Origin of the sequence: Streptomyces sp. Ru62 (genome assembly GCF_002920615.1) — a bacterium.
Classification (GTDB): Bacteria; Actinomycetota; Actinomycetes; order Streptomycetales; family Streptomycetaceae; genus Streptomyces.
Window position 1 is genome coordinate 22,154 of sequence record NZ_PQSU01000024.1, and the last position, 18,375, is coordinate 40,528.

General features: G+C 74.2%; 19 protein-coding genes and 1 pseudogene. 7 read left to right on the forward strand and 13 right to left on the reverse strand.

What is annotated here, in order from left to right:
• Nucleotides 1–124 precede the first annotated feature (124 nt).
• Nucleotides 125–778, reverse strand: coding sequence for an NADPH-dependent F420 reductase (locus tag C3492_RS29195; protein WP_103815629.1), 654 nt, complete (start codon nucleotides 776–778; stop codon nucleotides 125–127).
• A gap of 121 nt (nucleotides 779–899) precedes the next feature.
• Here C3492_RS29195 and C3492_RS29200 point away from each other — a divergent pair, with 121 nt between their 5' ends.
• Together C3492_RS29200 and C3492_RS29205 are read left to right on the forward strand one after the other, a co-directional pair.
• Nucleotides 900–1,784 carry an RNA polymerase sigma-70 factor gene (locus C3492_RS29200; RefSeq protein WP_103815630.1) on the forward strand — a complete coding sequence of 295 codons (885 nt, stop codon included), beginning with the start codon at nucleotides 900–902 and terminating at the stop codon, nucleotides 1,782–1,784.
• 266 nt (nucleotides 1,785–2,050) lie between these two features.
• The gene (locus C3492_RS29205; RefSeq protein ID WP_103815631.1) at nucleotides 2,051–2,812 is read left to right on the forward strand and encodes a GntR family transcriptional regulator; all 762 of its coding nucleotides are present in this window, start codon (nucleotides 2,051–2,053) and stop codon (nucleotides 2,810–2,812) included.
• Between the two features lie 549 nt (nucleotides 2,813–3,361).
• Here C3492_RS29205 and C3492_RS29210 read toward each other — a convergent pair.
• The 3 genes and pseudogenes from C3492_RS29210 to C3492_RS29220 all read right to left on the reverse strand — a co-directional run.
• Entirely contained in the window at nucleotides 3,362–4,519 is a 1,158-nt protein-coding gene (locus C3492_RS29210) for an ROK family transcriptional regulator (RefSeq protein ID WP_103815632.1), read from the reverse strand.
• Nucleotides 4,520–4,616: 97 nt separating this feature from the next.
• Nucleotides 4,617–5,273, reverse strand: coding sequence for a response regulator transcription factor (locus C3492_RS29215; RefSeq protein WP_103815633.1), 657 nt, complete (start codon nucleotides 5,271–5,273; stop codon nucleotides 4,617–4,619).
• 14 nt (nucleotides 5,274–5,287) lie between these two features.
• Nucleotides 5,288–6,121 (reverse strand): annotated as a pseudogene (locus C3492_RS29220) (sensor histidine kinase); the annotation flags it as partial.
• A 63-nt stretch (nucleotides 6,122–6,184) separates the two neighbouring features.
• Between C3492_RS29220 and C3492_RS29225 the strand changes: the two are divergent.
• From C3492_RS29225 to C3492_RS29235, 3 genes are read left to right on the forward strand one after another with little or no spacing between them, the layout of a single operon-like run.
• The gene (locus C3492_RS29225; RefSeq protein WP_103815635.1) at nucleotides 6,185–7,105 is read left to right on the forward strand and encodes an ATP-binding cassette domain-containing protein; all 921 of its coding nucleotides are present in this window, start codon (nucleotides 6,185–6,187) and stop codon (nucleotides 7,103–7,105) included.
• Between the two features lie 2 nt (nucleotides 7,106–7,107).
• Nucleotides 7,108–7,818, forward strand: a complete 711-nt coding sequence (locus tag C3492_RS29230; RefSeq protein ID WP_103815636.1) for an ABC transporter permease subunit — start codon at nucleotides 7,108–7,110, stop codon at nucleotides 7,816–7,818.
• Nucleotides 7,819–7,863: 45 nt separating this feature from the next.
• A complete protein-coding gene (locus C3492_RS29235) occupies nucleotides 7,864–8,307 on the forward strand; it encodes a hypothetical protein (protein ID WP_103815637.1) in 444 nt (147 codons plus the stop codon).
• Here C3492_RS29235 and mug read toward each other — a convergent pair.
• The 7 genes from mug to C3492_RS29270 form a co-directional block, all read right to left on the reverse strand.
• On the reverse strand, nucleotides 8,268–8,798 hold the full coding sequence (gene mug / locus C3492_RS29240) for a G/U mismatch-specific DNA glycosylase (protein ID WP_103815638.1): 531 nt from the start codon (nucleotides 8,796–8,798) through the stop codon (nucleotides 8,268–8,270). The genes C3492_RS29235 and mug overlap by 40 nt on opposite strands.
• A gap of 71 nt (nucleotides 8,799–8,869) precedes the next feature.
• Entirely contained in the window at nucleotides 8,870–10,312 is a 1,443-nt protein-coding gene (gene purB / locus C3492_RS29245; protein WP_103815639.1) for an adenylosuccinate lyase, read from the reverse strand.
• Nucleotides 10,313–10,542: 230 nt separating this feature from the next.
• Nucleotides 10,543–11,331 carry an SGNH/GDSL hydrolase family protein gene (locus tag C3492_RS29250; RefSeq protein WP_103815640.1) on the reverse strand — a complete coding sequence of 263 codons (789 nt, stop codon included), beginning with the start codon at nucleotides 11,329–11,331 and terminating at the stop codon, nucleotides 10,543–10,545.
• 271 nt (nucleotides 11,332–11,602) lie between these two features.
• Entirely contained in the window at nucleotides 11,603–12,622 is a 1,020-nt protein-coding gene (locus tag C3492_RS29255) for a hemolysin family protein (protein WP_103815641.1), read from the reverse strand.
• A complete protein-coding gene (locus C3492_RS29260; RefSeq protein ID WP_103815642.1) occupies nucleotides 12,619–14,097 on the reverse strand; it encodes a hemolysin family protein in 1,479 nt (492 codons plus the stop codon). Before C3492_RS29260 ends, C3492_RS29255 begins: the two co-directional genes overlap by 4 nt.
• A 152-nt stretch (nucleotides 14,098–14,249) precedes the next feature.
• The gene (locus tag C3492_RS29265) at nucleotides 14,250–14,675 is read right to left on the reverse strand and encodes a GNAT family N-acetyltransferase (RefSeq protein ID WP_103815643.1); all 426 of its coding nucleotides are present in this window, start codon (nucleotides 14,673–14,675) and stop codon (nucleotides 14,250–14,252) included.
• A 45-nt stretch (nucleotides 14,676–14,720) separates the two neighbouring features.
• Nucleotides 14,721–15,608: an LLM class F420-dependent oxidoreductase gene (locus tag C3492_RS29270; protein WP_103815644.1), complete on the reverse strand. Its 888-nt coding sequence runs from the start codon at nucleotides 15,606–15,608 to the stop codon at nucleotides 14,721–14,723.
• 293 nt (nucleotides 15,609–15,901) lie between these two features.
• Here C3492_RS29270 and C3492_RS29275 point away from each other — a divergent pair, with 293 nt between their 5' ends.
• Complete coding sequence (locus C3492_RS29275; RefSeq protein WP_103815645.1) at nucleotides 15,902–16,144, forward strand: toxin-antitoxin system HicB family antitoxin; 243 nt, start codon at nucleotides 15,902–15,904, stop codon at nucleotides 16,142–16,144.
• A gap of 4 nt (nucleotides 16,145–16,148) precedes the next feature.
• A complete protein-coding gene (locus tag C3492_RS29280) occupies nucleotides 16,149–16,523 on the forward strand; it encodes a fic family toxin-antitoxin system, toxin component (RefSeq protein ID WP_103815754.1) in 375 nt (124 codons plus the stop codon).
• Here the strand turns inward: C3492_RS29280 and C3492_RS29285 are convergent, their stop codons facing one another.
• Together C3492_RS29285 and bioD are read right to left on the reverse strand one after the other, a co-directional pair.
• A complete protein-coding gene (locus C3492_RS29285; protein ID WP_103815646.1) occupies nucleotides 16,524–17,216 on the reverse strand; it encodes a class I SAM-dependent methyltransferase in 693 nt (230 codons plus the stop codon). It lies immediately after the preceding gene.
• A gap of 441 nt (nucleotides 17,217–17,657) precedes the next feature.
• Complete coding sequence (gene bioD / locus C3492_RS29290) at nucleotides 17,658–18,374, reverse strand: dethiobiotin synthase (RefSeq protein WP_103815647.1); 717 nt, start codon at nucleotides 18,372–18,374, stop codon at nucleotides 17,658–17,660.
• Nucleotide 18,375 lies beyond the last annotated feature (1 nt).

Sequence of the window (18,375 nt, forward strand, 5' to 3'; positions counted from 1 at the left end):
GCTGGGCTGCTGACGGACGCCGTAGACAGCTTGTCAGCAATTACTACCGGCCGGTAGCCCCCAGGGTCGTCCCCGCCGTACGGCACTTCCGCACGGCCATGTCGTACGGCATGCCGCACGGTCGTCAACGGGTCCGGCGCACCTCGACGTTGAAGTCGGCGTTCCCGAAGCGGCCGAACAGCGCGAGCCACAGCGGCAGATACATCTCCACCGCGCGCGCAGACCGGATGCCGCCCAGGTCCAGCACCCTTCCGGCCGGCCAGCCGAACTCCCCGAGCAGCGCCGTCACCTGCTGCTTGGCGCCGGGGTCCGCCCCGCACACGAAGACGTGGTGGTCGCCCGGGACCCGGCGTGGGTCCACCATCACCTGGCAGTTGACCGTGTTCAGCGTCTTGACCACGCGCGCGTGCGGGAACGCCCGCTGGATCCGCTCGGCCACGCTGTCCGACTCCACCGGGTCCAGCCGCGGCTGACCGCCTTCGAACGCGAGCGGATTGGAGACGTCCACCAGCACCTTGCCGTCCAGGTGCTCCGCGCCCGCCGCCGCCAGCGCGTCCAGCGCCACCCGGCCGCCCACCGCGTTGACGACCACCTCGCCCGCCGCGGCGGCGTCCGCGAACGTCCCGGCGTGGGCCCGGCCGGCCGCGGCGGTCGCCCACTCCACCGCCACCGGGTTGTCCCGGGAGCGGGACCCCAGGGTCACCTCGTGCCCCAGTTCCAGCAGCCGGCCGGCCAGCGTGCGGCCCACCTCGCCCGTGCCCAGCACCGCGTACCGCATCGCCCACCTCACGGTCACCGGCCGCCGACCGCCGGCGGCCCGCGGTCATTGTGATCCGGACCGCTCCTGGAGCCGGGCATTCCGGGTGGACAGCGCAAGGCGTGTCGGCTGGGATGGACCCGTGACCGCCGACCTCGCCACCGATGTCTTCGAAGAGCACCGGCCCCTGCTCATGGGGGTCGCGTACCGCATGCTCGGCCGGGTCGCCGACGCGGAGGACGTGGTCCAGGAGGCATGGCTGCGCTGGTACCAGGCGGACCGCGCGGCGGTCCGCGAACCGCGCGCCTACCTGGTGCGCGTCACCACCCGGCTGGCCATCGACCGGCTGCGCCAGGTGCAGTCGCGCGGCGAGGCGTACGTCGGGCCGTGGCTGCCGGAGCCGTACCTCACCGAGTTCGCCGACACCGCACCGGACACCGCGGACCGCGCGGTGCTCGCCGACACGGTCTCCATGGCCGTCCTGGTCGTCCTGGAATCGCTATCCCCGCTGGAACGGGCGGTGTTCGTGCTCCGGGAGGCGTTCGGCTACCCGTACGCCGAGATCGCCACCCTGCTCGACCGCGCCGAGCCGGCGGTACGGCAGCTCGCCGGGCGCGCCCGCCGGCACGTCGCGGAAGGGCGCCCCCGGTACGAGGTCGACCCCGTGCGGCGCCGGGACCTGACCGAACGCTTCCTCGCCGCCGCGTCCGGGGGCGACCTGGAGGGGCTGATGTCCCTGCTCGCCCCGGACGTCCGGCTGGTCGGCGACAGCGGCGGCAAGGCCAAGGCGCCGGTGCGCGTCCTGCACACCGCCGACAAGGTCGGCCGCTTCCTCGTCGGCGCCGCGCGTTCGGGCCCGGCGGACATCTCGTACCGGCTCCTGGAGGCCAACGGCGGCCCGGCCCTGCTCATCCTGTCCGGAGACAAGCCCGACAGCCTCTTCCAGGTGGACATCGCCGACGGCCGCATCACCGCCGTCTACATCGTCCGCAACCCCGACAAGCTGCGGCACCTCACCGGCCACTGAGCCCCCGCCCCGCCGCGCGCCCGAGCCCCCGTCGTCCGGCGGGGGCTCTGTCGTGCGACAGGCGCTTTGCCGCGATGTCACACGCACCGCCGCACACGAACGCCGCGTGAACGCTGTGCGCGCGGGGCGCCTGTCCGTTCGCGCGGGGACCGAGGATTGGTCTTGACCAAGGGTGACGGCCGCCCTATCGTCGCAGAGAAGTGCAACAACCTTTAATAAACAAGGGCGCTAAAAACCGCCGGACCACGGCTCTTGCGGAGGACAGGGTGGGGACCACGCAGCTGGAATCGGTACCGGAACCGAAGTACTGGCATCTGAAGACCGTGCTCACCGAGGCACTGGACTCCGAGTTCTCGGTCGGCGAGATCCTGCCCAACGAGCGTGATCTCGCGGCCCGCTTCGGCGTGGCCCGCGCCACGCTCCGCCAGGCACTCGAACAACTGGAGCTGGAGGGCCGGCTCCAGCGCCGCCGCGGGGTCGGTACGACCGTCGCGCCCCCGCGCGTGGGCGTGGCCGTCGGCACCGAACAGCACACCTGGCCCGGCGCCGCCGGGGACGCCTGGCAGCCCGTCGACAGCGTCCAGGCGCCACCGCCCGCCGCCGTCGCCGCGGCTTTGGAGACCGGCGCGGACGAGCCCGTCCACACCGTGCGCCGCTCCCGCATGTCCCACGGCCAGCAGGTCGCCACCGAGCTGCTCTACATCCCGGCGGCCTCCGTGCCCGGCCTGACCGCGATCGACGCCCCGTCCGGCGCGGCACGCGCGCGTGCGGTGCTGCGCGAGTTGCAGCACCTGTCGCTGGAGGGGGAGGACCGCGCCGTCGAGCTCGGCTCCGCGCGCGCGGACGACGCCAAGGAACTCGACCGGCTCCCCGGCTCACCCGTCCTCGTCGTCACCACCCGCTTCTTCGTGCAGGGCCGTACCGCGGCACTCTCGGTCGCGACCTACCGCGCCGACACCTGCCGGCTCACCTTCGGCGAGTCGGCCGGGGTGGAAATACACCACGACCCGGAGAAGCGAGCTTCCTGACGCCGGGTGGACAGCCGACCCAGGGGCAGGGCCGCCGCAGGCATGCGCGGCCCCGCCGTGCGGACGCGCCCCGCGACGACGGCACCGCACCTGGCACGCCCGCGGCAGCGGTAGGACCGCCGCACGGGGCAGGAGCGCCGTGCCCGGCACGCCCGCCACGGGGCAGACCCGCCGCACTGGGCGCGAGCGCCGTAGCCGGCACCCCGACCACCGGTGGGTGGTCACCGTGCCGGGCACCTTGGTCACCAGCATGTGGTCACCGTGCCGAGTGCCTTGACCTCCGGCGGGTATCACCGCGCTGGGCCGCCCTGGTCGCAGTCGGGCGGTCACTGTGCCGGGCGCCTTGACCACTGGCGTGAGTTCACCGTGCCGGGCACCCGATCGCAGTCGGGCGGTCACGTGCCGGGCACCGGCTCACCGGCGGTTGTTCACCGTGACCGGGCATTCTGGTCACGTGCGGTCACCGTACGAGCACCCTGGTCGCAGCCGGGCGGTCACCGTACGGGCACCCTGAGCACAGCCGCGCGGTCACCCTGAACGGGCACCGGGTCACCGGCGGGCCGTCACCGTGCCGTCGACCGCGAACAGCTGTTCCTCCACGTGGTCCAGAGCCAGCCGCAGCGCCCCCGTGGCCACGGCCGCCTCCCCCAGCACGGACAGCGCCACCCGGGGCGGCCGCAGGCAGTAGCGGGCCAACTCGCACCGCAGCGGCTCCAGGACCCCGTCCAGACCGGCCGCCCACCCCCCGATCACGACCAGCTCCGGATCGAGCGCCAGCACCAGCGCGGCCACGTCGTGCACCAGCCGCTGGATGAACCGCTCCACGGCCGCCCTGGCCCGCTGGTCGCCCTTGCGCGCCAGCGCGAACACCTCGGCCACCGCCTGCTCGTCCAGCGGGTGCAGCGGCTCGTCGGTGGTGGACAGCAGCGCCTCCGGCTTCGCCTCCCGGCCCAGCAGATGGAGCGCGCCGATCTCCCCGGCCGCCCCGCCGTAGCCCCGGTGCAGCCGCCCGCCGATCAGTGAGCCGGCCCCCGGGCTCAGCCCGGCCAGTACGAACACCACGTCGTCCGTCTCGGCCGCCGCGCCCTTCCAGTGCTCGGCGACCGCCGCCGCGTTGGCGTCGTTCTCCACCAGCACCGGGCACCGGAAGGAACGGCTCAGCCGCTCGCCGAGCCTCAGCCCCGTCCACTGCGGCAGGGCCGTGCTCAGCCGGACCGTGCCGTCCGCCTCCACGATGCCCGGCGTACCCACGCCCACGGCCCGCAGCGAGCTGCGCGCGACCCCGGCCCGGCGCAGCAGCTCGGCGACCGCGCCGCGCAGCCGGTCCAGCCGCTCGTCCGCCGGGGCCGTCTCGCCGACCTCCTTGGCCTGCGCGCCCAGGACCCGCCCGTCCAGATCGGACAGGAGCGCGGCGACCCGGTGCGGACCGACCTCCAGGCCCAGCAGATGCCCCGCCTCGGCCCGGAACCGGAACCGGCGGGCGGGCCGACCCTGCCGCCGCGCACCACCGTCCTCGGCCGCCGTCTCGACGACGAGGCCGCCCTCGATGAGACCCTCCACGACGCCCTCGACGGTCGGCCGGGACAGTCCGGTGACGCGGGTGATCTCGGTGAGCGTCGCGCAGTCCGTGGCACGCAGCGCGTGCAGCACCACCGCGGAATTGATCCTTCGCAGCAGCGAGGGATCGCCACCGGTCAGCTGCCCCACCGTCCGTCCTCCCAGCTCGCGGGCGTGTTGGGCGGATGGTACTCGGCGCGGTCCGCCCCCGGCGAGTGGCCGGCCCCGCCCGCGGCCGGACCCTCGGTCACCCCGGTTCCACGAACCGGGACTCGTAGGCCGCGATCACCGCCTGGGTGCGGTCGCGCGCGCCGAGCTTGGCCAGCACGGCGCTCACATGCGACTTCACCGTCTCCGCACTCACCACCAACCGGGCTGCGATCTCCGCGTTCGACAGCCCCCGCGCCATCAGCCGCAGCACCTCCGCCTCCCGCTCCGTGAGCCGGGCGTGCGCCGGCGTGGTCCGCGCCGGCCGGGCGCCGTCGCCGTACCGGGCGGCGAGACGTCGTACGGACGCCGGGAACAGCAGCGACTCGCCCTCCGCGACCAGCAGCACCGCGTGCACGATCTCGGCCGGTCGGGCCCGCTTCAGCAGGAACCCGTCGGCGCCCGCGCGCAGCGCCTCGTACACGTACTCGTCGTCCTCGAAGGTGGTCACCACCAGGATCTTCGGCGGTTCGGCCACGGTGCGCAGCACCGCGCGCGTGGCCTCGATCCCGTCCATCAGGGGCATCCGTACGTCCATGGCGACCACGTCCGGCCGCAGTTGCCGCACGAGCGGGATGACCGCCGCGCCGTCGGCCGCCTCGCCCACCACCTCGATGTCGGGCCGCGCCTCCAGTACGGCCCGCAGACCCGCGCGGACCAGGGGTTCGTCGTCGACGAGGAGTACGGTGACCGGCATCCGGCCAGCGTAGATCAGCCGACCGGCAGCTCCGCGCGGACCTCCCAGTCGCCCTCGTCCGGACCGGTCCGGGCGGCGCCGCCGAGCAGCGCGGCCCGTTCCCGTATGCCCCGCAGGCCGCTGCCCCGCCCGGGGCCGGGTATCGCTCCCGGCAGCGGGTTGCGGACCTTCAGGACGAGCGTGCCGTCGTCGACCGCGACCCGGACCCGCACGGGTACGGCGCCCGCGTGCCGCAGCACATTGGTGAGCGCCTCCTGGAGGATGCGGTAGCCCTCGCGGGACACCGGGCCGGGCACGGCCTCCAGTGGGCCCGTGACCTCGGCGTCGACCTTCGCCCCCGAGGCCCGCGCCGACTCCAGCAGACGGCCCGCGTCGGCGAGCGTGGGCCGCGCGCTCACCGGCCGCTCGGTCTCCCGCAGCACGCCCAGCACCCGCTCCAGATCCTCCAGCGCGGCCCGGCCGGTCTCCTCGATGGCGCCCAGCGCCCGGTCGGTGAACTCCGGATCGCCCGCCGCCCGCGCCGCGCCCGCCTGGACCACGGCCACCGTCAGGGCGTGCCCGATCGAGTCGTGCAACTCCCGTGCGATGCGGGTGCGTTCCAGCAACTGCTCGGTGCGTTCCTCCAGCGCGGCCAGCCGCTCGGCCGCCGACGGCCCGAGCAGCCGGCGCGCACCGGCCGTGACCAGCTCCCCGAGCCCGACGACCAGCCCGTACAGAGCGAGCAACGGCAGCGGCGCCAGCAGCGCCCAGGCGCGGTGCACCGGCAGCCGGTCCAGCAGCGGGACCCCCGCCGGGGCTCCGCCCCAGGCGCACCGCGCCAGTTCGAAGCCGACGATGGGCAGCCACACCCTGGGAGACGGTCCCCACCGGCGGGGGAGGAGCCAACCGCCGCTCCCGGCGAGGCTGTTGCCATGACCAGCATCGACGTACGGGACCTCACCAAGGACCACGGCGGCCGGCGGGCCGTCGACCGCCTCACCTTCCGTGTGCGCCCCGGCCGGGTCACCGGCTTCCTCGGCCCCAACGGCGCCGGCAAGTCCACCACCCTGCGCCTCGTCCTGGGCCTCGACCGGCCCACCGCCGGCACCGCCACGATCGGCGGCCACCCCTACCGACGGCTCCGCGAACCCCTGCGCCGGGTGGGAGCCCTGCTCGACGCGGGCGCCGCGCACGGTTCCCGCACCGCCCGCGACCATCTGCTGGCCCTCGCCGCGAGCAACCGGATCCCCGTCCGCCGGGTCGACGCGGTCCTGGAGGAGACCGGCCTCGCCCCGGTGGCGCGGTTCAGGGTACGGACGTACTCCCTCGGCATGCGCCAGCGGCTCGGCATCGCCGCCGCCCTGCTCGGCGACCCCGAGGTCGTCCTGCTCGACGAACCCGCCAACGGACTCGACCCCGAGGGCATCGTCTGGATCCGCGCACTGCTGCGCCGGCTCGCCGCCGAGGGGCGTACGGTCCTGGTCTCCAGCCATCTCATGGGGGAGACCGCGGCCTTCGCCGACCACCTGCTGATCCTCGGCCGCGGCCGTCTGCTCGCCGACACACCGGTGCGGGAGTTCATCCACGCGCGCGTACGGCCCCACGTCCGCGTCCGCACCACCGACCCCGCCGCCCTCGCCGACCTCCTCGCCCGGCACGGCCACGACGCCTCCAGGGACGAGGACGGGGCCTGGACGGTACGGCACGCGCGCGTGGACGACCTGGGCCGGCTGATGTCCGAGGCGGGCGTCCCGGTCCTGGAACTCTCCGCCCACGAGGCCACCTTGGAGGAGGCCTACCTCGATCTGACGGCGGCCGAGGCCGAGTTCACCGCACCGTCCCAGGAGGCCTGACCATGTCCTTCACACCCGCGCTCCACGCCGAGTGGATCAAGATCCGTACCCTGCGCTCCCTGCTGGGCGCCCTCGCCGCGGTCCTCGTCGCCACCGCCGCGTTCTCGGCGCTCGCGGCGGCCGACACCGACGACGCCGACCCGCTGTTCTCGGTGTTCTTCGGCATCAACTTCGGGCAGATCGCCGCCATCGCCTTCGGCACGACGGCCGTCGCGTCGGAATTCCGGGGCGGTGCGCTGCGGCTGACGCTGTCGGCGGTGCCCGACCGGGGACGCTGGTTCGCCGCGAAGACGACGGCGATCGCGCTGCCGGCGCTGGCCGTCGGACTGCTCACCGGGTTCGTCACGCTCCTGGTGGGCCGGGCGGCGCTCGGCGCGTCCGCTCCCGGCTGGGCCGAGGGCGTGCGCGGCGCCGTCGGCTGCGGCCTGCACCTGACGCTGATGACCCTGCTCGCCGCAGGACTCGCGGCCGTGCTGCGCAGCGCCGTCGCGACCCTCTCCGTGCTGATCCCGTTCCTGCTGATCGTCTCCTTCGTCGTCGGCGATCTGTCCGGCGGTGCCGCCGACTTCCTCCCCGACCGGGCCGGCCAGGTCGCGCTGCACAGCACCTGGGACGGCACCCTCGGCCCGTGGAGCGGGCTCGCGGTGAGCGCGCTGTGGGCGGCGGCCGCCCTGGCGGCGGGCGGGTGGAACGTGCGGCGCCGGGACGCCTGACTGACGCACCGCCAATTGTCAGTGCCCCCCGCTTTACTGGATCCCATGGACATCGCGAAGTGCCTGACCCTCATCGACCTGCTGTGCGCCCGGGAGTTCCCGTCGGTGTACGGCAGGACGGAGCACGGCGAGAGCGGGCCCGGCTATCACATAGCCGCTTTACAGACGAGCGAGGACTTCTGGGACGGCGACGGCAGCGCGCGGGAGGAGACGGAGGCGCAGTACGAGGCCGACCGGGACGGCCTCGCGGAGCGGCTCGGGGAGCGGTGGGGCCGGCCGCAGCAGTTCAGCCTGTACAGCGTGCTCGACCGGACCCTGGCGGGGGAGGACGTCGCGCAGCCCTGGGCCGGGCTCAGTGGTCACGTCCCCGACGTCCACCTGTGGCGGGTCCCGGAGACGGGCCGCTGGATCGCCCTCGGTGTGTCCCAGTGGGACAAGGAACTGCCGTTTCAGCTGCTCGGGATAGTGACGGAGACCGACCCGCCGTGACCGGGCGCGCCCGCCGCCTCCCGCAGCCGGGCGAACTCCTCCGCCATCGTCGCCGCCGTCCAGTGCGCGTTCAGCCCGCTCGGGTTGGGCAGCACCCACACCCGGGTGTCCCCGATCGTCCGCTCCTGCGGACCGACCTGCGCCGTGGGGTCACCGAAGGCGGCCCGGTACGCGGTCACACCGACCACGGCCAGCCACGTCGGCCGCAGCCGCGTCACCTTCTCGGTCAGCAGCCGCCCGCCCTCGACGTACTCCTCGGCGGTCAGCTCGTCGGCCCGCGCGGTCGCCCGCGCCACCACGTTGGTGATGCCGAGGCCGTACGACAGCAACTCCCGCTGCTCGGCCGGCTTCAGCAGCCGGGGCGTGAAGCCGGACAGGTGCAGCACCGGCCAGAACCGGTTGCCGGGACGGGCGAAGTGGTGGCCGGTCGCGGCCGTCATCAGCCCCGGGTTGATGCCGCAGAACAGCACCCGGAGGCCGTCCGCGACCACGTCCGGGACGAGACGGTCGCGGGCGGCCTCCAGCTCCGCCTTGGTGAAGCGCGGTGAGCGGGGTGCCCCGGTCAGAGGATCGCTCCGGGGGTGTAGCCGGCGGCCACCGGGTGCTGCTTGACGATCTCCTCGATCCGGCCGAGGACCACACCGACCTGGTCGGCGGCGGCGCCGGTGAAGGACAGCTTGTCGGCCATCAGCGCGGCCAGCTGCTCGCGGCCCAGCGGCAGCCGTTCGTCGGCGGCGAGCTTGTCGAGCAGGTCGTTGCGCTCGGCGCCCTGCTCACGCATCGCGAGCGCGGTGGCCACGGCGTTCTCCTTGATCGCCTCGTGCGCGACCTCGCGGCCGACCCCGGCCCGGACGGCGCCCATGAGCACCTTGGTGGTGGCCAGGAACGGCAGGTAGCGGTCCAGCTCACGGGCGATGACGGCCGGGAAGGCACCGAACTCGTCCAGGACGGTCAGGAAGGTCTCCAGCAGGCCGTCCAGGGCGAAGAAGGCGTCCGGCAGCGCGACGCGGCGCACCACCGAGCAGGACACGTCGCCCTCGTTCCACTGGTCGCCCGCCAGCTCGCCGGTCATCGAGGCGTAGCCGCGCAGGATGACCATGAGGCCGTTGACGCGCTCGCAGGAGCGGGTGTTCATCTTGTGCGGCATCGCCGAGGAGCCGACCTGGCCCGGCTTGAAGCCCTCGGTGACCAGCTCGTGCCCGGCCATCAGCCGGATCGTCTTGGCCAGCGAGGACGGCGCCGCCGCCAACTGCACCAGCGCGGTGACGACCTCGTAGTCCAGCGAGCGCGGGTAGACCTGGCCGACGGAGGTGAACGCCTGCGAGAAGCCCAGGTGCCGCGCGATCCGGTTCTCCAGCTCGGCCAGCTTCGCCGCGTCCCCGCCCAGCAGGTCCAGCATGTCCTGCGCGGTGCCGACCGGGCCCTTGATGCCGCGCAGCGGGTAGCGGGCCAGCAGCTCCTCCACCCGGCCGTGGGCGACGAGCAGCTCGTCGGCGGCGGTCGCGAACCGCTTGCCGAGGGTGGTGGCCTGCGCGGCCACGTTGTGCGAGCGACCGGCCATGACCAGCTCGGCGTACTCGCCCGCGAGCTTGCCGAGGCGGGCCAGCACGGCCACGGTACGGTCGCGCATCAGCTCCAGCGAGAGCCGGATCTGGAGCTGCTCGACGTTCTCCGTGAGGTCGCGGGACGTCATGCCCTTGTGCACGTGCTCGTGCCCGGCGAGGTCGTTGAACTCCTCGATCCGCGCCTTCACGTCGTGCCGGGTGACCTTCTCGCGTTCGGCGATCGAGGCCAGGTCGACGGTGTCGAGCACGCGCTCGTAGTCGGCGATCGCCTCGTCCGGCACCTCGATGCCGAGGTCCTTCTGGGCCCGCAGCACGGCGAGCCAGAGCTGACGCTCCAGCTTCACCTTCTGCTCGGGGGACCAGAGCGTGGCGAGCTCGGCGGAGGCGTAGCGTCCGGCGAGGACGTTGGGGATGCGGGGCTTGGCGGGCGCAGAAGTCACGTGTCCAGAGTCTACTGGCGGTTCGTGCAGGCCAGCGCCATGGGTGTGTTCGGCGGAAGCTACGAGACCCCGGTCACCCCGGCTGCGCCGGCCCGCGTGCCGCCCCGCTTCCTCTCCGGGGAGCGGCCGACGTGGACCACATCGGCGGGCGCGTGTTCCGGCCGGGGACCGTGGGGGACGCGTCGATCCGGCCCCGGACACGCGTGACACGCGTGGTCGCGCCGGAAGGGCTACGCCTGGCCCTCGTACGGCAGCAGCTCCGCCCGCTTCGGCGGGCGGCCGTCGCCCGAGGATCGGCCGGTCAGCCGGCGGCCTATCCACGGGAGCAGGTGCTGCCTGGCGAACCGGACGTCCGCGACCCGGCGCGTGACCCAGCCCGGCGGGGCCGTAGCCGCCATCGGCACATGCCACTCGGTGTCCTCGGCGTCGTGGCCGAGCGTCTGCCACACCGCCTCGGCGACCCGGCGGTGTCCCTCCGCCGTCAGATGCAGCCGGTCCACGTCCCACAGCCGCGGGTCGGCCAGCGCGGGCGCCCCGTAGAGGTCGACCACCAGGGCGCCGTGCTTCTCGGCCAGCTCGTCCACGCAGGCGAACAGCTCCTCCATGCGCGGCCGGAACCGCTCCAGCACCGGGCCCTGACGGCCGGGGCTGCGCATCAGCACCAGCTGCTTGCAGGACGGCGCGAGCCGTTCCACGGCCTCGGTGAGCAGGCCCCGGACCCGGCCCATGTCGCACTTGGGCCGCAGGGTGTCGTTCAGCCCGCCGACCAGGGTGACGACGTCGGCGTTCATGGCTGCGGCCACCGGCACCTGCTCGTCGACGATCTGCCCGATCAGCTTCCCGCGCACGGCGAGGTTGGCGTACCGGAACCCGGGCGTGCGGGCGGCCATCCGCGCGGCGAGCACATCGGCCCAGCCACGGTAGGAGCCGTCGGGCAGCAGATCCGACATGCCCTCGGTGAAGGAGTCGCCGACCGCGACGAGGCTGGAGTACGGGGGAGGTGTGGGGTTCGTCTGCATGGCGACAGAGATGGTATCCCGGGGCCAATACCTGCCGGTCGGTCGGCCCGCCCCACCCGCCCGGCCCAGCCGCCTCAGGCAGCCGCAGGCCGGCACCGGCGGACCCCGGGCGCCACCGTGGCCGTCCCGGGCCCGTACGGGCGACCCCGGGAGCCACCGCCGCAGCCGTACCGGCTCCGTACCGGCGCACCCGGGGGCCACCGCGGCCGTCCCTGGCCCGTGCCGGCGCCCCCGGGAGCCGTCGCGGCCGTCCGGGGTCAGCGCCCCCGCGTCACCTCTGCACCGGCTGGCCGAACAGCTCCCGGAGCACGTCCTCCATCGTCACCAGGCCCGCCAGCCGGCCGTCCTCGCCCAGGACGGCTGCCACGTGGGTGCGGCTGCCGCGCATCGCGGTGAGGACGTCGTCCAGGGGGGTGCCCTCGCGGACGCGGGCGATGGACCGCATGTCGCCCAGGCGGAACGGTACGTCCCGGGGGGAGGCGTCCAGCGCGTCCTTCACGTGCAGGTAGCCCACGATCCGGCGGCTGGTGTCGACCACCGGGAAGCGGGAGAAGCCCGACTCGGCCGACAGTCGCTCCAACTGCTCCGGGGTGACGCCCACGCGCGCGTAGACGACACGTTGCAGCGGTACGACCACGTCCCGCACCGGCCGGCTGCCCAGCTCCAGCGCGTCGTGCAACCGCTCCTGCGCCCGGTCGTCGATCAGGCCGGCCTCGCTGGCGTCCTTGACGATCTCGGCCAGCTCGGCGTCCGTGAAGGTCGCCGCGACCTCGTCCTTCGCCTCCACGCGCAGCAGTTTCAGCAGCCCGTTCGCGAAGGCGTTGATCGCGAAGATCACCGGACGCAGCGCCCGGGACAGCGTGACCAGCGGCGGGCCGAGCAGCAGCGCGCTGCGGACCGGTTCGGCGAGCGAGATGTTCTTGGGCACCATCTCGCCCAGCAGCATGTGCAGATAGGTCGCGAGGGTCAGCGCGATCACGAAGGACACGGCGTGACCCGCGCTCGTGGGCACCCCCACCGCGTGGAACACCGGTTCCAGCAGATGCGCGATGGCCGGCTCGGCGACCACACCCAGGACCAGCGTGCACAGCGTGATGCCGAGCTGGGCGGCGGCCAGCAGCGCGGACACGTGCTCCAGACCCCACAGCACGCTCCGCGCGCGCCGGTCGCCCTCCTGGGCCAATGGCTCGATCTGCGAGCGGCGCACGGAGATCAGCGCGAACTCGGCGCCCACGAAGAAGGCGTTGACGACCAGGGTCGCCAGACCGATCAGCAGCTGTACGGCGGTCATCGCGTCCCCTCCCGCGTCCCGCGGTGCCCCTCGGTCCCACGGCGTCCTTCGCTCCCGTGGCGCTCCTCGGTGCCGCGCTGCCCCTCGGTCCTGGGGCGTCCTTCACTCCCGCGGCGTCCCTGGGGCCCCTCGGTGCGACCGGTCCGGTCGGGTCCGACGGACCGTTCGTCGTCCAGCGGCGCGTGCATCAGCACCCGGGCGGCCCGGCGGCCCGAGGCGTCGACGACGTCCAGTTGCCAGCCGGCCACCTCGACGCTGTCCCCGGCGGCGGGTATCCGGCCCAGCTCGGTGGCGACCAGTCCGGCCAGGGTCTCGTACGGACCCTCGGGCACGCGCATTCCCACGCGCGCGAGCTGGTCGGTGCGGGCAGCGCCGTCCGCCGCGTACAGCGCCCGGCCCCGCTCGTCCGCGCCGGCCGGGGCGAGGTCGGGCGTCTCGTGCGGGTCGTGCTCGTCCCGCACCTCGCCGACGACCTCCTCCACGATGTCCTCCAGGGTGGCGACACCGGCCGTACCGCCGTACTCGTCGATGACGACGGCCATGGTGCGCCTGCCGCCGAGCCGGTCCAGCAGCCGGTCGACGGTCAGGGACTCGGGCACCAGCAGCGGCTCGCGCATCACCTGGGCGACCGTGCGGTGGCGCCGCTGGTCGGCGGGGACCGCCAGCACGTCCTTGATGTGGGCGGTGCCGACGACCGAGTCCAGGCTGCCCCGGTAGACCGGGAACCGGCTCAGGCCCGTCGCCCGGGTGGCGTTGGCCACGTCCTCGCAGGTCGCCTGGGTGTCCAGGGCGATGACCTGGACGCGCGGGGTCATCACGTTCTCGGCGGTCAGGTCGGCCAGGTTCAGCGTCCGGACGAACAGCTCGGCGGTGTCCGCCTCCAGGGCGCCCTCCTTGGCGGAGTGCCGCGCGAGGGCGGCCAGCTCCTGCGGCCCGCGCGCGGAGGCCAGCTCCTCGGCGGGCTCGATGCCGAGCCGGCGCACGAAGCGGTTGGCGGTGTTGTTCAGGTGGGTGATGAAGGGACGGAAGGCGGCACTGAACAGGCGCTGGGCGTTGCCGACCCGCCTGGCCATGGTCAGTGGCGAGGAGATCGCCCAGTTCTTGGGCACCAGCTCGCCGACGACCATCAGGACCACCGTCGACAGGGCCGTGCCCAGGACCAGCGCGGCCGAGCTCGCCATGGACCGTGACAGACCCATCGCCTGGAACGGCCCGGCGAGCAGCTTGGCGATCGACGGCTCGGCGAGCATGCCGACCACCAGGTTGGTGACGGTGATGCCGAGCTGGGCGCCGGACAGCTGGAAGGTCAGGTTCCGTACGGCCTTCAGGGCGCCGGCGGCACCGCGCTCGCCACGCGCGGCGGCCCGCTCCAGCTCGCCGCGTTCCACCGTGGTCAGCGAGAACTCCGCCGCCACGAAGGCGCCGCAGGCCAGCGACAGCAGGATCGCCACCAGAAGGAGGAGCACTTCGGTCATCGGGTCACCCCCGTCCCAGGATCGGACAGGGTTCGGGAGAACGCGCGGTATCGCGGACTGGGAGGCTCGCCCATGGGCGGACGCTCACAACCTTTCATAGAGGGCCGAGTGCTCCCTCAAGGGTAAAGGATGAGCAAAGAAGCCTTTCGGTCTCAGTCCGTGAGCGGCTTCACCCACCGCCTCCAGTGCTCCTCCGGCCCGTACCCGGCCGCACCCCAGGCGTGGTGCGCGGTCTCGTTGCGCACCAGCACCATCGCGTCCGCGCGCCGTCCGCCGAGCCGTACGAACCGCTCCTCGGCGGCGGCCAGCAGCGCCGAGGCGACGCCCTGCCGCCGCCGCTCCGGGTGCACCGCGAGCCGGTACAGATGGCACCGCCAGCCGTCGAAGCCGGCGATCACCGTGCCGACCAGCTCGCCGTCCTGTTCGGCGAGGATCAGGGCCTCGGGGTCGCGGTCGGTCAGCCGCTCCACCCCGGCGCGGTCGTCGCTGATGCTGGTGCCCTCGGCGGCCGTCCTCCAGAAGGCGAGGACGGCGTCGAGATCGTCGGACACGGCGGCGCGCAGACGCAGATCAGTCATGCGCCCATCATGATCGGGACCGTCCGCGCGCCGCCCCGGCTTCCGTCATGCGGACTCCGCGCGCAGCCGCTCCATCACCGGCGCGAACGCCTCCATGAAGGGCTCCAGCACGGTCAGGTACGAGAACCCGAACCGCTCCCGCTGGACCCGCGCCTTCGCCACGACCTCCTCCAGCGGACCGGCCAGCACGAGGGGCAGGGCCAGTACCTGGTCCACGGTCATGTCGGGCCGCCGTTCCAGCAGCGGCTTCAGCGCCGACTCCGGGTCGTCGGTGACGGCCACGGCCTGGACCAGCAGGTTCAGCTCGGCGGGCGCCGCCCGGTCCACCGCCAGCGCGCGGTAGCGGGCCACCCGCTCGTCCAGCTCCTCGGCACTCAGCGGGTCCAGCGTGCCGGGCGTCCTGCCCGGCCGGGCCCCGGTGAAGGCCGCGATGTCCGCGTGGGCCGCGGTCAGGCGCAGCATCCGGTCGCCGTTGGCGCCGATCAGCACCGGCACCCGGGACTGCGCGGGCCGCGGCTCGTGTTCCGCGGAACCGAGCAGCCGCCCCAGCTCCGCCACCGTGCGCTCCAGGTGGTCCACCCGCTCGCGCGGGGAGCCGTACGGCAGCCCGGCCGCCTCGTGCTCCGCCGGTACGTACCCGGTGCCGAGGCCGAGTTCGAGCCGGCCGCCGGTCAGCGCGTCGGTGGTCGCCACCTCGCGGGCCAGCAGCGCCGGGTTCCAGAAGCCGGCGTTGAGCACGAACGTGCCGAGCCGGGGCCGTTCGGTCGCCTGCGCCGCCGCGACCAGCGCCGGGAACGGCGCGACCATGCCGAGGTGGTCGGGGACGAGGATCACGTCGTACCCCAGCTCCTCGGCGCGGCGGCACTTGGCGCGCCACTCGCCGGCGGGCGCGGAGGCGAGCAGGTTGACTCCGAAGCGGAACGGACGCGACATGAACCCTCCCCGGGGAGCGGTGACTTGAGTCGCTTCCATCATGTCCGACCCCGCCCCCGTCGATCGGGAACAGCCCGTGTCCGGGACCGGCCGTTCGTGCGCCGCCGGCACGCTCACCGCCGCCGGGCCGAGCACCACCGCGATGATCGTGCCCCACGGGATCGCGAGCGCCGTCAGCCCGCGCAACGCCGGCACGTGCTGCCGGAGAACCCGAGCAGCGCGACGGCGCGGGCCCGGCGCCGTGCCCCCGTGCGCCCTTGCCGCCGCTAGCGTTCCGGCGCTAGCGTCGAGGCATGGCGAAGACCCAGCTGAACGTGCGCGTGGACGAGGGCACCGCCCGTGCCGCCCGCGAGCGCGCCCTGGCCCGCGGCATGAGCGTCAACCGCTACATCGAAGAGCTGGTCAGACAGGACACCGGCGAGGCGGGCCGCACCTTCGTCGAGGCCGCCGCCGACTTCATGAAGCAGTACGAGTCCGTGTTCGCCGAGGAGATCGCCGAGACCCGCGGCACCGACGCCGGTGAAGGCCGCCGCTGATCCCTTGAACGATCTCAGTATCGACCTCGCCTGGCTGCTCATGCTCGCCGAACAGAAGACCCCGGGAGACCCGCAGGTCACGGACTGGGGCGCCCTGGTCGCCGCCGTCGCCCGGCACCGGGCCGAGATATTCGGCGTGCCCGTGTACGACACCCCGCACGCCCGCGCCGCCTCCCTGCTCCAGCTGCTCATCCACGTCCCGGCGCTGGAACGGGCCAACGCACTGTTCGCCTCCGCGGTCGCCTACGCCTATCTGGTCGCCAGCGGCGAGAAGGTCGCCACCACACCCGAGCAGGTCCGGGACCTGGCCCGGCTCGTCAAGGACGGCTCCGCGAGCGTCGACGACATCGCGCGCGAGCTGCGCGGCTGGAGCCTGTGATCAGCGGGCCTCCGGCTCGTCCGGCCGCCAGGCGACGCCCAGCGCGCAGTAGGAGGTCGGCAGCGTGGGGCCCTTCTCCGGCAGCAGTACCCGTCGGTGCGGGCCGAGGCTGAATCCGGCGGCGCGCAGCGCGGCGACCGGCTCCCGGGAGAGATGACAGCCGCCGTTCAGCGCCGGCCACAGGGTGCGGTCGAGGGCCTGCTGGGTCACCGTCATCAGCCGGCCGCCGCCCCGCCCGTGCTCGAAGAACCGCACCTCGCCGCCGGGCCGGAGCACCCGTCGTACCTCGCCGAGCGTCCGCGCGACATCCCGTACGCTGCACAGGACCAGCGACAGCACGGCCGCGTCGAACGCCTCGCTCTTGACCGGCAGCGCCTCCGCCGCGCCCGGCACCACGTCGACCGGCACCTCGGCGCGCAGCGCGGACTCCAGCGCCAGCTGCCTGAGCAGCGGCTCGGGTTCGATCGCGACGACCTCCGCGACGGTGCCGGGGTAGTGCCGGAAGTTCAGGCCGTTGCCCGCGCCGATCTCGATCACCCGCCCGGCGAGCCCGGCCAGCAGCCGTTCCCGCATCCCGGCCATCCCGAGCCGGGACTCGGCGCCGACGCTGATCCGGGCGTAGTAACGGGCGAACAGCGGATGGTGGACGGGACCCCGCGCCACCTGGCCGGAACGGGTGGACAGCAGCCGCATGGCAACCTCCCTGGACAGCACGCCCCTGGGAAGAGTGTCCCCCGGTCCACCCCGGCGCACCCCCACCGAGCGGACTGCGGCACGCCCAGCCGGGCGCGCGGGGCCGGCCACCGCACGTCGTGGGCGGGGAGGCCCGCCAGGCGCGGGTGCCCGTCACCGCGGCGGAGGGGCCGGCGCCGTTCCCGATGAGCTGGTGGTCACCTGGGCGCCGTCGCCAGCGACCCGATCCGGCATCGGCACCCCGTCGGCCTCGGTCACCAGTACCGCTGCGATGTCCCGCCGACGCCCGGGTCCGGTTTGACAGCGGTACCCGGCTGGCCTCGGTCACCAGGCACCGTTGAGGGGTCCCGCCGACGCCCGGTCCCGCCCGGCAGCGGTACCCCGTCGGCCTCGCTCACCTGGCACCGCTGCCGCGCCCCGGCGACGTCCGCCCCGGTACGGCTACGGCGCCTCCCGTACCCGGAACGCCTCCGCGTCCCATGTGCCGTCCAGGCGGGGGGACAGCCAGGTCGGGGCCGCTGTGCGGAACTCGGTGGGGGGCAGGGCGCCGGCGCCGGCGGGCAGCGCGCCGAGCAGCGGGGCCGCGGCGACCTCCGGCAGGTCGGCCACGTTGCAGCGGGTGGCGAGATCCGGCGTGGCGGGCCAGCTGCCGATCACCACCCCGGCCAGCTCCAGGTCACGACGCCGCAGTTCACGTGCCGTCAGCTCCGTGACGTTGAGCGTGCCGAGCCCGGCCTGGGCGACGACCAGCACCGGCGCCCCCAGCAGCTTGGCGGCGTCGGCCAGCGTGCCGCCGGCCGCGTCGAACCGGACGAGCAGCCCGCCCGCTCCCTCGACCAGCACCAGATCGTGCTCGGTGGCCAGCTTGGCGGCCCGCTCGGCCACCTCGTGCGGATGCACCGGCGCCATCCCAGCCCGTCGGGCCGCCGTACCCGGGGCCAACGGCTCGGGAAATCGGGCGAGTTCACCGGTCGTGACCGGGCCCGCGAGGCGCGCGACCTCGTCAGCGTCCCCGCGCTCGTCCGGCCCCACGCCCGTCTGGGCGGCCTTCAGCACGGCCACCGAGCGGCCGGCCGCGAGCGCCGCGGCGGCGACGGCGGCGGTGGTGACCGTCTTGCCGATCTCCGTGCCCGTCCCTGTGATCACCAGTACCGGCATG